Annotated in this window: 15 protein-coding genes; 9 read left to right on the plus strand and 6 right to left on the minus strand. The window is 64.6% G+C overall.

The features are described from left to right. The first annotated feature begins 45 nt into the window (after positions 1 to 45). Positions 46 to 1,056, plus strand: coding sequence for a heme o synthase (locus J1M87_RS05650; RefSeq protein WP_206488533.1), 1,011 nt, complete (start codon positions 46 to 48; stop codon positions 1,054 to 1,056). 23 nt (positions 1,057 to 1,079) lie between these two features. On the opposite strand, the gene J1M87_RS05655 is transcribed toward J1M87_RS05650, so the two are convergent. Next, positions 1,080 to 2,045, minus strand: a complete 966-nt coding sequence (locus tag J1M87_RS05655; protein ID WP_206488534.1) for a quinone oxidoreductase — start codon at positions 2,043 to 2,045, stop codon at positions 1,080 to 1,082. A gap of 104 nt (positions 2,046 to 2,149) precedes the next feature. Here J1M87_RS05655 and J1M87_RS05660 point away from each other — a divergent pair, with 104 nt between their 5' ends. Next, complete coding sequence (locus tag J1M87_RS05660; RefSeq protein WP_206488535.1) at positions 2,150 to 2,521, plus strand: hypothetical protein; 372 nt, start codon at positions 2,150 to 2,152, stop codon at positions 2,519 to 2,521. A gap of 161 nt (positions 2,522 to 2,682) precedes the next feature. Here J1M87_RS05660 and J1M87_RS05665 read toward each other — a convergent pair whose 3' ends face one another. Genes J1M87_RS05665 through mptB form a run of 4 tightly spaced genes read right to left on the minus strand, consistent with a single transcriptional unit; the run spans position 2,683 to position 7,119 of the window. After that, positions 2,683 to 3,669, minus strand: coding sequence for a heme A synthase (locus tag J1M87_RS05665; protein WP_206488536.1), 987 nt, complete (start codon positions 3,667 to 3,669; stop codon positions 2,683 to 2,685). A gap of 56 nt (positions 3,670 to 3,725) precedes the next feature. After that, positions 3,726 to 4,526 carry an ABC transporter permease gene (locus J1M87_RS05670; protein WP_206488537.1) on the minus strand — a complete coding sequence of 267 codons (801 nt, stop codon included), beginning with the start codon at positions 4,524 to 4,526 and terminating at the stop codon, positions 3,726 to 3,728. Then, on the minus strand, positions 4,523 to 5,467 hold the full coding sequence (locus J1M87_RS05675; protein WP_307830736.1) for an ABC transporter ATP-binding protein: 945 nt from the start codon (positions 5,465 to 5,467) through the stop codon (positions 4,523 to 4,525). Before J1M87_RS05675 ends, J1M87_RS05670 begins: the two co-directional genes overlap by 4 nt. Beyond that, positions 5,464 to 7,119, minus strand: coding sequence for a polyprenol phosphomannose-dependent alpha 1,6 mannosyltransferase MptB (gene mptB, locus J1M87_RS05680; RefSeq protein WP_206488791.1), 1,656 nt, complete (start codon positions 7,117 to 7,119; stop codon positions 5,464 to 5,466). Before mptB ends, J1M87_RS05675 begins: the two co-directional genes overlap by 4 nt. Positions 7,120 to 7,447: 328 nt before the next feature. Between mptB and J1M87_RS05685 the strand changes: the two genes are divergently transcribed. The 7 genes from J1M87_RS05685 to J1M87_RS05715 are packed head-to-tail and all read left to right on the plus strand — an operon-like array spanning position 7,448 to position 13,823. Then, on the plus strand, positions 7,448 to 8,206 hold the full coding sequence (locus J1M87_RS05685; RefSeq protein WP_374222361.1) for a helix-turn-helix transcriptional regulator: 759 nt from the start codon (positions 7,448 to 7,450) through the stop codon (positions 8,204 to 8,206). Then, a complete protein-coding gene (sufB, locus tag J1M87_RS05690) occupies positions 8,203 to 9,648 on the plus strand; it encodes a Fe-S cluster assembly protein SufB (protein ID WP_206488539.1) in 1,446 nt (481 codons plus the stop codon). The genes J1M87_RS05685 and sufB overlap by 4 nt, the downstream gene beginning before the upstream one ends. A gap of 24 nt (positions 9,649 to 9,672) precedes the next feature. Further along, complete coding sequence (gene sufD / locus J1M87_RS05695; RefSeq protein ID WP_206488793.1) at positions 9,673 to 10,863, plus strand: Fe-S cluster assembly protein SufD; 1,191 nt, start codon at positions 9,673 to 9,675, stop codon at positions 10,861 to 10,863. Between the two features lie 40 nt (positions 10,864 to 10,903). Further along, a complete protein-coding gene (sufC, locus tag J1M87_RS05700) occupies positions 10,904 to 11,680 on the plus strand; it encodes a Fe-S cluster assembly ATPase SufC (protein WP_206488540.1) in 777 nt (258 codons plus the stop codon). Positions 11,681 to 11,682: 2 nt separating this feature from the next. After that, the gene (locus J1M87_RS05705; protein WP_206488541.1) at positions 11,683 to 12,975 is read left to right on the plus strand and encodes a cysteine desulfurase; all 1,293 of its coding nucleotides are present in this window, start codon (positions 11,683 to 11,685) and stop codon (positions 12,973 to 12,975) included. Next, positions 12,976 to 13,464: a Fe-S cluster assembly sulfur transfer protein SufU gene (gene sufU / locus J1M87_RS05710; protein ID WP_206488542.1), complete on the plus strand. Its 489-nt coding sequence runs from the start codon at positions 12,976 to 12,978 to the stop codon at positions 13,462 to 13,464. Continuing rightward, a complete protein-coding gene (locus J1M87_RS05715) occupies positions 13,461 to 13,823 on the plus strand; it encodes a metal-sulfur cluster assembly factor (protein ID WP_206488543.1) in 363 nt (120 codons plus the stop codon). Before sufU ends, J1M87_RS05715 begins: the two co-directional genes overlap by 4 nt. 21 nt (positions 13,824 to 13,844) lie before the next feature. Here the strand turns inward: J1M87_RS05715 and J1M87_RS05720 are convergent, their stop codons facing one another. Next, entirely contained in the window at positions 13,845 to 14,807 is a 963-nt protein-coding gene (locus J1M87_RS05720) for a Ku protein (RefSeq protein ID WP_206488544.1), read from the minus strand. Between the last annotated feature and the right edge of the window lie 35 nt (positions 14,808 to 14,842).

Genomic DNA, 14,842 nt, shown 5'->3' on the forward strand with positions numbered 1-14,842 from the left:
CAAGTGGCCGAGCGCCAGAGAACGACAGTCGTGCGAGGAGACGCAGTGCGAATTGGGCAGCAGCCGGGCGGACACGGTTTCGCCGGCGGCCCCGGATTCGGAGCAGACGACCAGGGTCACGCCGTAGAGGCGACAACACCGGCGGCGTCCGCACCCCGCAGAGCGTTCGCGCTTTTTCTTGCGTACGTCGCGTTGACGAAGCCCCGGGTCATCGAACTTCTTCTGGTGACAACCATTCCCGCGATGTTGCTGGCCGACCGTGGGCACGTGAATCCGTGGTTGATCCTGACCACGCTGTTCGGTGGCATGTTGGCTGCTGCCAGCGCGAACACGCTGAACATGGTGGTCGACGCCGATATCGACAAGGTGATGAAGCGCACCGAGAAGCGGCCGCTCGCCCGCGGTGCGATGCCCGTCTCGCATGCACTGATCTTCGGGCTCGTGTTGGGCGTGTTCTCGTTCTTCTGGCTGTGGGCCACGACGAACTTGCTCAGCGGCGTGCTCGCCGTCGTGACGATCTGCTTCTACATTTTCGTCTACACCCTCGTTTTGAAACGCCGAACCTCACAGAACGTCGTGTGGGGTGGCGCAGCCGGATGCATGCCGGTGATGATCGGGTGGTCTGCCGTGACCGGAACGATCGGTTGGCAGGCGCTGGTGATGTTCCTGGTGATCTTCTTGTGGACGCCGCCGCACACCTGGGCGCTGATGCTGCGCTACAAGGAGGACTACCAGGCGGCCAACGTTCCGATGCTGCCCGCCGTCGCCTCGGAAACCCAGGTCACCAAGCACATCGTGCTCTACGCCTGGGCCACCGTCGCCGCCACTCTCGCGTTGGCACCGGGCTCGGGAATCGTCTACGCAGTGGTCGCCGTTGCCTCGGGGGCGTGGTTCCTCGTCGTGGCTCACCGGCTGTATGCAGGGGTTCGCGCGGGCACTCCCGTCAAACCCCTCAAACTGTTCATCCTGTCCAACGAGTACCTGGCCCTGGTGTTCTGTGGCCTGGCAGTGGACTCGGTACTCGGTTGGCAGACGCTCGCTCAGATCTTCTCCTGAGCGAGCATCCGCCTTCGGCCGGATCAGGGCACCAACACGATCGACCCGGTTGTCATCCGTGATTCCAGATCGGTGTGGGCCTGGGCCGCATCCTCCAGTGCATACCGTGCGCCGATCTCGACCCTGAGAACGCCTCGTGCGATCGCTGCGAACACTTCATCGGCCCGCCATTCGAGTTCTGCCCTGTTTCGGATGTAGTGCGCGAGCGTGGGCCGGGTGAGAAACAGCGACCCACCGCGGTTGAGCCGTTGCGGATCCAACGGCGGCACGGGGCCGCTGGCCGCACCGAACAGTGCCAGCGTGCCTCTGACTCGAAGCGAGGCCATGCTGGCCTCGAAGGTGTCTGCACCGACGCCGTCGTACACCGCGTGTGCACCCTCGCCGCCGGTGAGTTCGCGCACCCGTGCGGCGATGTCGTCGTCGTACCGCAGCACGTGGGCGGCACCGGCTTGCCTCGAGCGTTCGGCCTTCGCATCCGTGGAGACCGTGGTGATCACGTTCACACCTTTGGCCACTGCCAGCTGCGTCAGCATCAGTCCGACGCCGCCTGCGCCCGCGTGCACCAGAACGGTCTCGCCTTGCCGAGCGCAGTAGGTCGATTCGACGAGGTAGTGCGCGGTCATCCCCTGCAGGAGGGCCGAAGCGGCCTGATCTGCAGGAATTCCGTCGGGAACGGTGATGGCCGCCGCAGCGTCCACCAGTACGTACTCGGCGTAGCTACCCGGTGCCGCGGCCCAGGCCACGCGATCACCCGCCGTGAAGTCGGTGACCTCGGATCCGAGCTGCTCGATCACTCCTGAACCTTCGTCACCGGGCACATAGGGGAGCGCACGTGGGTACAGACCGCTACGAAAGTAGGTGTCTATGTAGTTGACTCCCACGGCGTCGACTCGCACCAGAAGCTGACCCGGCCCGGGGGTCGGTGTGGGAATCTCGACGACATTCATGACCTCGGGGCCGCCGGTGTTGTCTATTCGAATGGCACGCATGAAGACCGTTGTACACCGGCGGTTCACACGTGCCCTAGTTACCGCTCGGTAACGAGCCGATGGGTCGGTGTGGAGACCGTGAACGACCTCGGTATCGTGTCGGCATGGCAACCGAAATCGACAGCGCGGGCACCGAGAAGACCGAGTCGAACTCCATACCCAAGGCAACTCTGGCTGCGGTGAACAGCTTCCTGGCCGATCATGGCAATTCGGCGAGCGTGGTGATCCAGCCGATAGGTCGAGCCGGAACGCGGCTGACCATGGTCGGTGCCGACGGCGTGCTCGGAGATCAGGTGGTTGCGTCGAGCGCTGTGGCGCGCGCAATCGTCGACAGCGTCGATCAGCTGACCGAGGCGGAATGGGACCGTGAGCTGGTCAGCTCCGTCAATCCGGCACGCGGGCACTACGAGAAAATGGCCGGGTGGGTCGCGCGTCAGAAGACGTTTCCGAAGGCCCGCAACCAGGCGATCGTCTGAGCCGAAGAAAGTTGCGAAAATTGTTGGATCCGGCGGGAACCAACGTGGTATCGGCTGCGTCGAAGTCAGTGGAGGGGCAGTCGGTCATCTGAGGGGGAGGTCGGCTGCCCCTCCACCCGTGTTCGAGTTCGGGCCCGTCGTCTCGGCCGAATGCCAGGATCTCAGGATCCGAGTGCTGCGCCTTCGGTGTTCTGGGTCGGTGCCGCCGCTGCCGGTCCTCGGGTACGGCAGGCAGCCCACACGGCTGCGGTCGCGGCAGTGCATGCACCGGCTCCGGCTACGTGAAAGGCCACCAATACGGCTGGCACTCCGGTGAAGTACTGCACCAACCCGATCAGAGACTGCGCGAGCACCAGTGCGATCAGAACGTGGAGGCGACGCTTGACCACCTGCGGCGCACCAACCGCGTACAGCGCGAAACCCAGTCCGATCAGCAGCGCCAGGTAGCCGATCAGAAATTGCGAATGTGCGTGCACGAGCGTCACGATTTCGATGCCGAGGCGGGGTACGGGTTCTTCGATACTCTTGTCGCCTGCGTGCGGACCGGCTCCGGTCACCATCGTGCCCGCGACCAGCACACCGGTCAGTGCTAGTGCCGATAGTCCGGTGAGCGCACGAAGCGCAGCCGGGACGGTCGGCGTCGACTCCGGTGCGGTATCGCTTTCGCCGATCTTGGCATACAGCAGAGTGGCAAGCCAGACCATGCCCATCGAGACGACGAGGTGTACCGCTACCGTCCACCACAGCAGTCCGGTCAACACGGTGAAGCCGCCGATCACCGCCTGGACGACGGTGCCGAGGGGCATCAGCCATGCGAAGAGCAGGACCTCCTGGCGGCGACGCGCACGAACGACTGCGAGAACCACTGCGGCAGCGGAAATGACGACGACAAATGCGAGGAGCCGATTACCGAACTCCACCGCCTGATGCAGCACCGGTACCTCGGACACCCCGACGGGCGTGAAGCTCCCGGGAAAACACTGCGGCCACGTGGGGCAGCCGAGACCGGAACCGGTCACTCGCACGACAGCACCGGTGACGGCGATGCCGCCCTGCGTCAGGATCGCGATGAACGCGAGCACTCGCTGCACTCGAAGGGACGGCAAAGGGAGGAGATCGACGACGCGCAAGAACGCTCTGTACAGCACCCCACGATGGTAAACGCCGGTCAACTACACAGCGTCGTTGGGTTGTCCGACCTTGTTCAGGTGAACTTGAACGTGCGGACTGCAAGCGTGCTGCACACTGCTGCCCACACCAGCAGGACGACCACTCCGAACACATCGAAGGACGAGGCAACGCCTCGGCTCAGGGCTTCACCGAGCGCCCCCGACGGAACGATGCGTGCGACGTTCTGCAGCCCCTGGGGAATTTGATCGTCGACGAACACCGCGCTGCCGATTCCGAGCATCACGAACCAGGCGATGTTCGCCAATGCCAGGACGATCTCTGCGCGCAGCGTGCCGCCGAGCAGCAGACCCATCGAGGCGAACGTGACGGTCCCCAGTGCGATGATCACGGCACCGAGCAACAGACCGGTCGAGGTCGGACGCCAACCGAGTGCGACGCCGATCGACCCGAGCAGAGCAGACTGCAGGATCACCACGATCACCACGGCAGCCGATTTGCCGCCGATGATGCCCCATCGCGGTAGCGGGGTGGCACCGAGCCGCTTCAATGCGCCGTAGCGCCGGTCGAATCCGACCGCGATGGCCTGGCCGGTGAACGCCGTCGACATGATGGCCACCATCATCACCGCAGGGACGACCTGCGCAACTCGGTCCTCGCCGAGTGCACCGAACGGCAGCAGGGTCAGCCCGACGAGCAACGTGATCGGAATGAACATCGTCAGCAGCAGCTGCTCACCGTTGCGCAGCAGCAACTTCAGTTCGAGGCGGGTCTGCGCCAACAACATGCGCGAGGCCGAGGACGGTTGCGGTCGCGGCGCGAACAGACCTGTCTCGAATCGATTGTCGGCGAGTCGGGCGTCTTTGCGCACCGTCATTTCCTCAACTCTCTACCGGTCAGCTCGAGAAACACGTCCTCGAGTCGGCGCTGATCGACCTGCAGCTCGGTGGCCAACACATCCTGCTGCGCGCACCAGGATGTGACGATCACCAGGATCTGCGGCTCGATCACACCTGACACCACGTACGAACCCGGCGTCGTTTCCGACGGTACATAGCCGGGTGGGAGTGCCGCGTCGAGCATGGACAGTTCCAGGCCGGGGGGAGCGGTGAAACGCAATTGCCCTTCGGCACCCTGTTTGGTCAGTTCCGACGGCGAACCCGAGGCCACCACGCGGCCGTTGTCGATGATCGTCAGCCGGTCTGCCAACTGCTCGGCCTCGTCCATCAGATGCGTGGTGAGCAGAACGCTCACCCCGTCCCGCCGGAGTGCGTCGATCAACTCCCACACCAACAGTCGAGCTTGAGCGTCGAGCCCGGCGGTCGGCTCGTCGAGAAACACGAGCTCGGGCCGCCCGACGATGGCGCAAGCCAGCGCGAGTCGCTGTTGTTGGCCGCCGGAGAGGCGTCGGTACGGGGTGCGGACGACCGACGTCAGGCCGAGGCACTCGAGCAACCATGCCGGATCGAGTGGGTCGGCCGAGTACGACGCCACGAGCTGCAGCATTTCGCCGGCCTTGGAACCCGGATAGGCACCGCCGCCCTGGAGCATGACCCCGATCCGCGGTCGTAGTTGCGCAGATTGTTCGATGGGGTCCAGGCCGAGGATGCGCACCGACCCGCTGTCGGGCACGACGAATCCTTCGCACATCTCGACGGTGGTCGTCTTCCCGGCACCGTTCGGACCGAGCAGCGCGAGGACCTCGCCGGGGCCGATGCTCAGGCTCAGGCCGTCGACGGCAGTGGTGCCGTCGTACGACTTGCGTACGTCGGTCAGCTGTACGACGGAGTTCGTCGCATTCGACGTCTCGTGGATCACGAGGACTCAGCGTATTCCTCGGCACCGCGGTCACGTGCCGGTGGTCCGGTGCGGGTGGGCCACGGCATTCGCTTCCGCGTCAGCAGGTACAACACGGCGATGGCCACGATCGTCATCACTGCGGCCTGCACTATCTGGAACGGTAGGTACTCGCTGCCGTTCGGCATCAGGATGACGCTGACCAGGGAGGAGAACGCGATGGCGGGCCGACGAAAAGACGGCGTGGTGGCCCAGGCCGCGAGCGGAATGACCGCCCACAGCAGGTACCACGGCTGGACCACGGGAAAGAGCAGGACAACGGCACCGAGCGCAACGCCGAGCGCACCGACCGGATGCAGTCGACCTCGCAGAACGGCTATCAGCATCCGGACGACGATGACGCCTGCGACGACGGCGGCGATCGGCCGGGTGAGACTGAGCACAGCGGTGGTGTGATCACCCAGGCCGAGCAGAACTCCGACGAAACCGGTGCCGAGGCCGAGGATCGTCGGGATCGACATCCAGCTGCGTACCACCCCGGCCGTCCCGAGGGTATGAATCCAGCCGAAACCGAGCCCACTGCCCAAGCTCACGGCCACTTGCACGATGACTGCGATAGAGCCGAGCAGCAATGCGGCACAGACGACGGACTTGAGGGTGCCGCCCCATCGCCTCGACAGCGCCATCCCCACGAAGCCGAGCGCGATGAGCGACGGGATCTTGACGGTCGAGGACAGGGCGATCAGGCCGGCTCCACCGACGAGGAATGCGATGTCGGCCTTGCGCATCGTGCCGGTGTGTTCGATGGCTCGCAGCGCGAGCTCGGTGCCGGCGAGCATCAGCCCGATCATCAGCGCCTCGTTGTGGATTCCGGCCACGAGGTGGAACAGCACCAGTGGGTTCGCAGCACCGAGCCACAGGGCTGTGACCGAGGCGACGCCGCATCGTCGGGCCAGACGCGGCAGCGCCCAGACGATCAGGGCGACGCCCACGAGGGCGAGGAGGCGATGCAGAAAGATGCCTGCGACGATGTTCTCGCCGGTCAGATAGGTGATGCCGCGACCAACCCACAGAAACAGCGGGCCGTAGGGGGCGGGCGTCTCACGCCAGATGTTGGGAACGGTGCGGGTCAGTACGTTGTCGGCACCGAGCGCGGTCTGAGGTCCCACTTCGTAGGGGTCGAGTCCGCGGGCCGTGATCTCGCTCTGTGCGAGGTACGAGTACACGTCGCGCGAGAACATCGGTGGTGCCACACACAGGGGCAGAATCCACAGCATCAGCGTGCGGTCCATCTGCGAACGCGTCAGGCGCCGCGGCACGTTTCCGGATCGAGTGCGCCCGAGGGCGAACCTGCCGAGCAGCAGCCACGCCAGCACGACGAGCACGGTGCCGGTCATCGTCACGGTGAGGGCGGAGGTGGCCATGCGTGAGGGCAGGCTGAGGAATCGAACGCCTGCGATCGGGTTCTGCAGTACCGGCTGCGCGCCCGCACCGAGGGCTCCGATCGCCATCAACACCGTGCCCGCAGCGCCGAATCGGCGGATGTTGCGGAGCTGAACCGTCTCGGCGGAATCGAGCCCCGGCGCTTCGCGCTCGTCGCCGTGCAGAGTGGCGACACCGCCACCCGGTGCGGTGGCGTCGAGGCCGATGACGCGGCGTGCCGGGGCTACCAGGTATCGACCGAACAGGTGCGCAGGAGTTCTTCTCGAGCCGTCGGAGACGGCAGCAGAACCTGCGCTGCCCGTGAGAGGTGAGCTCTCGGAACTCTGCTCACTGTCGGTCGATGGCACAGTGGGAGCGTAGTCGTGTCGCTGCGGGTGCTGTGCACCGTCCTCCTGACCGGGCCGGCGTGCGCAGCGTGACCGGCATAGGGCACCCTTGGTGGACCATCCACCTCAATTCCGTCACACTGGTGTTGTGAAAACAACCGAGAGCTCGTTCGCGCGTCCGGGAAGTGTCGATTCCTCGGCCGCCGGCGCACGCACGCCGTCGGTTCGGCAGGTGCCGCTGCCCGAAGGTCAGACCAGAGCCGCAGTGGTCACACTGTTGCTCGAAGAGGGTCCCATCACGGCCTCCGACATCGGCAGTCGGCTGGGGTTGAGTGCGGCAGGCGTGCGCCGCCACCTCGACGCACTCATCGACGCGAGCGAAGCTCGTATCACCACTCCTGCCGGCGCACGCCAGCGCGGCCGGGGTCGACCGGCCAAGTACTTCCAGCTCACGGCGGCCGGTCGCAACCGGCTCGGCCACACCTACGACGATCTCGCCGGTGCTGCGATGCGGCAACTGCGCAAGATCGGTGGAGATGCAGCCATCGAGACGTTTGCTCGCCAACGGGTGAACACGATCGTGGCCGATGTCGAACCCGCGACCGGGTCCGATGCGGATGCCGTCGAACACGCAGCAGAGCGCATCGCCGACGCCTTCAGCGCGGCCGGGTTCTCCGCTACCACCCGCCAGGTGGGCAGCGGTGTGCAGATTTGCCAACACCACTGCCCGGTATCGCATGTCGCCTCGGAGTTTCCGGAGCTGTGCGAGGCCGAACAGACCGCGTTCGCGGAGATCCTCGGCACCCACGTGCAACGGCTGGCCACGATTGCCAACGGAAACTGTGCGTGCACCACGCATGTGCCGCTGACGGTGACGCGGTTCGCCGAGGACCGAACCGATCACTCCGATATCGATAGTCCCGACAAGAAGACTTCCGACACACAGCCCCGTGTCGGAGAACGTCCACGCCTCCGGAAGGAGCCCGCATGACCGTCACACCAGACCAGGTGACACCCGCCGCGCCGCTGACCCAGGACGAGACCATCGCCTCGCTCGGGTCCTACGGATACGGCTGGGCCGACTCGGACGTAGCCGGTGAAAGCGCCAAGCGCGGTCTTTCCGAGGCCGTCGTCCGAGACATCTCGGAGAAGAAGAGTGAGCCCGAGTGGATGCTCGAGGCGCGCCTCAAGGCGCTCAAGACGTTCGACCGCAAGCCGATGCCGAACTGGGGCTCCGATCTCGACGGCATCGACTTCGACAACATCAAGTACTTCGTTCGTTCCAGCGAGAAGCAGGCTGCCAACTGGGAAGACCTGCCGGAGGACATCAAGAACACCTACGACAAGCTGGGTATCCCCGAGGCCGAGAAGCAGCGTCTGGTGTCCGGTGTTGCCGCGCAGTACGAGTCCGAGGTCGTCTACCACTCGATCCGTGAGGACCTCGAGGCGCAGGGCGTGTTGTTCCTCGATACCGACACCGCGCTCAAGGAGCAGCCCGAGCTGTTCCGCGAGTACTTCGGAACGGTCATTCCCGCAGGTGACAACAAGTTCTCCGCCCTGAACACCGCGGTGTGGTCCGGTGGATCGTTCATCTACATCCCGCCGGGCGTCCACGTCGACATCCCGCTGCAGGCCTACTTCCGGATCAACACCGAGAACATGGGTCAGTTCGAGCGCACGCTGATCATCGTCGACGAAGGTGCGTACGTGCACTACGTCGAGGGCTGCACGGCCCCGATCTACAAGTCGGATTCGTTGCACTCCGCCGTGGTCGAGATCATCGTGAAAAAGGGTGGCCGCTGCCGGTACACCACCATTCAGAACTGGTCCAACAACGTCTACAACCTGGTCACCAAGCGGGCCAAGGCCGAGGCAGGCGCAACGATGGAATGGGTCGACGGCAACATCGGCTCCAAGGTCACCATGAAGTACCCGGCTGTGTGGATGACCGGCGAGTACGCCAAGGGTGAGGTTCTCTCGGTGGCGTTCGCAGGCCCGGACCAGCACCAGGACACCGGCTCGAAGATGCTGCACCTGGCACCGAACACGTCCTCGAACATCGTGAGCAAGTCCGTCGCTCGTGGCGGTGGACGGACGTCGTACCGCGGCCTGATCCAGATCAACAAGGGTGCACACGGTTCACGCTCGACGGTCAAGTGCGACGCGTTGCTCGTCGACACGATCAGTCGGTCCGACACCTACCCGTATGTCGACATCCGCGAGGACGACGTGTCCATGGGCCACGAGGCCACCGTCTCGAAGGTCAGCGACGACCAGTTGTTCTACCTGATGAGTCGCGGCATGACCGAGGACGAGGCGATGGCGATGGTCGTGCGCGGCTTCGTCGAGCCGATCGCTCGCGAATTGCCGATGGAATACGCGCTCGAGCTCAACCGGCTCATCGAGCTGCAAATGGAAGGGTCGGTCGGATAAGTGAACAACCCCCTCACCGGAGTCATGGGTGCCGTGGCATCCGAAAATCCAGAGTCGGCCAAGGAAGACAAGTCGAAGCTCGTCGCGAACAAGGGCGCTCAGTTCACGTCCTACGACGTCGATGCGTTCGAGATTCCGTCCGGCCGTGATGAGCTCTGGCGTTTCACGCCGCTGCGTCGACTGCGCGGCTTGCACGACGGTTCCGCGGTGGCCGACGGCGCTGCGCAGGTCACCGTCGGCGCACCGGATTCGGTGACCGTCGAGACGGTAGGCCGAGACGACGACCGCCTCGGCAGGGCTGGAGTTCCCGCCGATCGCATTGCGGCGCAGGCGTTCTCGGCATTCACCGGCGCAACTGTCGTCACCGTGCCCAACGAGGTCGAGGTGGCCGATCCCATCGAGATCACCGTCGACGGGCCCGGCCCCGACCGGATCGCGTACGGGCACGTTCAGATCGAGCTCGGCACATTCGCTCGCGCAACCGTCGTGATCGATCAGCGCGGTAGCGGCACGTACGCCGAGAACATCGAGTTCGTACTGGGAGACAGCTCGCAGCTGCACGTGGTGCTGATTCAGGACTGGCAGTCCGACGCCGTACACGTCGCGGCTCACCATGCGATGCTCGGACGCGATGCCGTGTTGCGGCACTACAACGCAAGCCTCGGCGGAGACCTGGTGCGCATCAGCCCCACTGTGCGTTACAGCGCACCCGGCGGCGACGCGAACATGCTCGGCCTGTACTTCGCCGATGCGGGCCAGCACCTCGAGCAGCGACTGCTGGTCGATCACTCGGCTCCGCACTGCAAGTCCAACGTGATGTACAAGGGTGCACTGCAGGGCGAAGTGGGCCCGGGCAAGCACGATGCGCACACGGTGTGGATCGGCGACGTTCTCATTCGAGCCGAGGCCGAGGGAACCGAGACCTACGAGCTCAACCGGAACCTGGTACTCACCGACGGCGCTCGCGCCGATTCGGTACCCAACCTCGAGATCGAGACGGGCGAGATCGTCGGTGCCGGCCACGCCAGCGCCACCGGTCGCTTCGACGACGAGCAGCTGTTCTACCTGCGTGCTCGCGGTATCTCCGAGGAGGTGGCCCGCCGACTGGTGGTTCGCGGCTTCTTCCACGAGATCATCGACAAGATTCCGGTCGCTGCCGTCCGCGAGCGCCTGGACGCTGCCATCGAGACCGAACTCGCCATCGTCGGCGCGTAGGTCCCACCCGAACCTTTCTCGACTGCACAAAGGAACTTTGATGTCCACACTCGAAATCCGCGACCTGCACGTCAGCGTCGCCAACTCCGACTCGACCGCGGAGCCCATCAACATCCTCAAGGGTGTCGACCTGACCGTGAAATCCGGTGAGACGCACGCGATCATGGGACCCAACGGTTCCGGCAAATCCACCCTCTCGTACGCCATCGCCGGCCACCCGAAGTACACCGTCACCTCGGGCACCATCACGCTCGACGGTGAGAACGTGCTCGAGATGAGCGTCGACGAGCGCGCTCGCGCCGGACTCTTCCTGGCCATGCAGTACCCGGTGGAGGTGCCGGGCGTGTCGATGTCGAACTTCCTGCGCACCGCCGCCACCGCTGTGCGCGGCGAGGCACCCAAGCTGCGGCACTGGGTCAAGGAAGCCAAGACGGCGATGAGCGAGCTCGAGATCGACGCCAGCTTCCTCGATCGCAGCGTCAACGAAGGCTTCTCCGGCGGCGAGAAGAAGCGCCACGAGATTCTGCAGCTCGGCCTGCTCAAGCCCAAGATCGCCATCCTCGACGAGACCGACTCCGGCCTGGACGTCGACGCGCTGCGCGTGGTGTCCGAGGGCGTCAACCAGTACAAGGAGCGCGAGGACGGCGGAGTTCTGCTGATCACGCACTACACCCGAATTCTGCGCTACATCAAGCCTGATTTCGTGCACGTCTTCGTCAATGGCGAGATCGTGAAGTCCGGCGGAGCAGAGCTGGCCGACGAGCTCGAGGCCAACGGGTACGCCGGCTACACCCAGGCCGCGACCACCGGAGTATGACCATGGCTGCACCGGCAGCTGTGGCGGTGGCGGCATCGTTCGATGTCGCCGCAGTTCGCCGCGATTTCCCTATCCTTTCGCGCACCGTCCGTGACGGAAAGCCCTTGGTGTACTTGGATTCCGGCGCTACCTCGCAGCGCCCGGTCCAGGTACTCGACGCTGAGCGCGAGTTCTCGACCACATGCAATGCTGCGGTACACCGCGGTGCGCACCAACTGGCGGAAGAAGCGACCGACGCCTACGAGGGTGCGCGCGGTGCCATCGCGTCGTTCGTCGGGGCCGATGTCGACGAGATCGTGTTCACCAAGAACGCGACCGAGTCACTGAACCTCGTCACGTACGTGCTGGCGGATCGGAGATTCGACCGGCACCTCGGTCCCGGTGACGAGATCGTCGTCACCGAACTCGAGCATCACGCCAATCTCGTGCCCTGGCAGGAGCTCGCCGCTCGCACAGGTGCCACCCTGCGGTGGTACGGAGTCACCGACGACGGTCGAATCGATCTCGATTCGCTCGAACTGTCTTCGGCGGTCAAGGTGGTGGCGTTCACCCATCAGTCCAACGTGACCGGTGCCGTGGCTCCGGTCGAGGAACTGGTGCGTCGGGCCAGAGCGGTGGGAGCGCTGGTGGTGCTCGATGCCTGCCAGTCGGTGCCGCACATGAAGGTCGACTTCCACGCGCTGGACGTCGACTACGCCGCATTCTCCGGCCACAAGATGCTCGGACCCTCCGGAGTCGGTGTGCTCTACGGCAAGGCTGCTCTCTTGGACGCGATGCCCCCGTTCATCACCGGCGGCTCGATGATCGAGACCGTCACCATGGAGAAGTCGACATTCGCACCGCCTCCGCAACGCTTCGAGGCAGGAGTGCCGATGACCTCGCAGGTCGTCGGTCTCGGCGCCGCCGTGAGGTATCTGGAGAACATCGGGATCGACGTCATCGCCGCGCACGAGAAGGCTCTGGTCGCGGCGACTCTCGCCGAGTTCGCGAAGATCGACGGGGTCCGCGTCATCGGCCCGACGGAGAACATCGACCGGGGTTCGGCCGTTTCGTTCGTGGTCGATGGCATTCATGCCCACGATCTCGGACAGATTCTGGACGACGAAGGGGTCGCCATTCGCGTGGGGCATCACTGCGCGTGGCCGCTGCACCATCGTTTCGGCGTGGCCGCGACCGCACGTGCATCTTTCGCGCTGTACAACACGATCGACGAGGTGCAGGTGCTCGCCCAGGCGATCAGACGTGCGCAGTCGTTCTTCGGCACCGCGCACGCAGGCGGGGGAGGAGAGGTGTAGATGCGGATGGAACAGATGTATCAGGAAGTGATCCTCGATCACTACAAACACCCGCACGGCCGTGGGCTCAGAGAGCCGTTCGGCGCGCAGGTTCACCATGTGAACCCCACCTGCGGCGACGAGGTCACGCTTCGCGTGCACATCGAGAACGGGACCGTCGTAGATGTTTCGTACGACGGCCAGGGCTGCTCGATCAGCCAGGCAGCGACCTCGGTTCTCACCGATCAGGTCGTCGGCCTGACGGTGCCGGACGCGCTGAACACGGTCGACGCATTCAGCGAGATGGTCGGTGGCAGAGGTAACGTCGACGGTGACGAGGACGTCATCGGTGACGGGATCGCGTTCGCCGGGGTGGCCAAGTACCCGGCCCGCGTGAAGTGCGCGTTGCTGGGATGGATGGCTTTCAAGGACGCGGTTGTTCAAGTAATGGACGCAGGTTCGGCAGCCCCAACGGGTGAGTCGGCACTTTCCGGAGGACAGCAATCATGACCGATGCAACAGAAACCACCCCGGCGGAATTGACCGCCGAGGAAATCAAGGTGCTCGAGGACCTCGAAGAAGCAATGCGCGATGTCGTCGATCCCGAGCTCGGGATCAACGTCGTCGATCTGGGACTGGTGTATGACATCAAGATCGACGCGGAGGACATCGTCACCGTCGATATGACGCTCACCTCGGCGGCGTGCCCGTTGACCGATGTCATCGAGGACCAGGCGCGGGGAGCGCTGGTGCGCAGCGGACTGGCCGCGGACCTGAAGATCAACTGGGTCTGGATGCCGCCGTGGGGTCCCGACAAGATCACCGACGACGGCCGCGAACAGCTGCGGGCACTCGGCTTCACCGTCTGATTCGAGAACTGGCCGGCTCGGTCACGCGCCCTTTGCTTCAGCGTTTTTCGAGTCGGCGTTCTTGTCCTCGGTCTTGCTACGAGTCGTATTCTTCGCTGCGGCCTTCTTGGCCGGAGTCTTCTTCGCCGCTGCTTTCTTGGCGGGTGCCTTCTCGGCCGAAGCCGACTTCGATGCCTGCGAGGATCCCGGTTTCGCGTTCTTACCGGCGGCCTCGACGCTGCGCTGAAGCGCAGCCACCAGGTCGACGACCTCGGCATCCTCGCTGTCGTCGTCTTTGTCCGTCTCGGTGTGGATGACTTTTTCGCCGCCGTTGGCGAGCGTCTCGTCGATGAGTTTGCGCAGCTCGATCTGGTAGTCGTCGGTGTATTCGGTTGGGTCGAATTCCGAGGACATGCTCTCCACCAGCGATGTCGCCATCTTCACTTCCTGCGGCCGCGCCGATGCCGCATCCTCGAGCGAAGGGAACTCTGCGGCCCTGACCTCGTCGGGCCACAGCAGAGTCTGGATCACCAACACGTCATCGCGTACTCGCAGCGCGGCGAGTCGGGTCTTCTGCCGCAGCGTGAAATGCACCAGCGCGGTGCGTTCGGTTTCCTCCAGCGTCTCCCGCAGCAGCACGTATGCCTTCGGGGACGAGGAGTCCGGCTCGAGGAAATAGCTCTTGTCGTACAGAATCGGATCGATCTGCTCGGTCGGCACGAACTCGAGAACCGGAATCTCGTGCTTCTCCGCGGCCGGAAGTTTGTCGAAGTCGTCGTCGGTGAGAATCACGCGTTCGCCGTCGGGGGAGTCGTAGGCCTTGTCGATATCGGCGAACTGGACGGACTTGCCGCATTCTTGGCAGATGCGGTCGTATTTGATGCGGCCGCCGTCCTTGGCATGCACCTGATGGAACCGGATGTCGTGTTGCTCGGTGGCGGAGTAGACCTTGACCGGGACGTTGACCAGTCCGAAGGCGATCGAGCCCTTCCAAATGCTGCGCATGTGTCCATGATCGCCGACGGGGCGTCCGTGTGTCG

It is taken from the genome of Rhodococcus sp. KRD162 (assembly GCF_017168335.1).
Lineage (GTDB): Bacteria > Actinomycetota > Actinomycetes > Mycobacteriales > Mycobacteriaceae > Rhodococcoides.

What these genes read in the sequence shown, in the direction of transcription:
- J1M87_RS05655 (WP_206488534.1), bottom strand. Translation starts at nt 2,045, where the DNA reads ATGCGTGCCATTCGAATAGACAACACCGGCGGCCCCGAGGTCATGAAT.
- J1M87_RS05660 (WP_206488535.1), top strand. Translation starts at nt 2,150, where the DNA reads ATGGCAACCGAAATCGACAGCGCGGGCACCGAGAAGACCGAGTCGAAC.
- J1M87_RS05670 (WP_206488537.1), bottom strand. Translation starts at nt 4,526, where the DNA reads ATGACGGTGCGCAAAGACGCCCGACTCGCCGACAATCGATTCGAGACA.
- sufB (WP_206488539.1), top strand. Translation starts at nt 8,203, where the DNA reads ATGACCGTCACACCAGACCAGGTGACACCCGCCGCGCCGCTGACCCAG.
- sufD (WP_206488793.1), top strand. Translation starts at nt 9,673, where the DNA reads ATGGGTGCCGTGGCATCCGAAAATCCAGAGTCGGCCAAGGAAGACAAG.
- sufC (WP_206488540.1), top strand. Translation starts at nt 10,904, where the DNA reads ATGTCCACACTCGAAATCCGCGACCTGCACGTCAGCGTCGCCAACTCC.
- J1M87_RS05705 (WP_206488541.1), top strand. Translation starts at nt 11,683, where the DNA reads ATGGCTGCACCGGCAGCTGTGGCGGTGGCGGCATCGTTCGATGTCGCC.
- sufU (WP_206488542.1), top strand. Translation starts at nt 12,976, where the DNA reads ATGCGGATGGAACAGATGTATCAGGAAGTGATCCTCGATCACTACAAA.
- J1M87_RS05715 (WP_206488543.1), top strand. Translation starts at nt 13,461, where the DNA reads ATGACCGATGCAACAGAAACCACCCCGGCGGAATTGACCGCCGAGGAA.
- J1M87_RS05720 (WP_206488544.1), bottom strand. Translation starts at nt 14,807, where the DNA reads ATGCGCAGCATTTGGAAGGGCTCGATCGCCTTCGGACTGGTCAACGTC.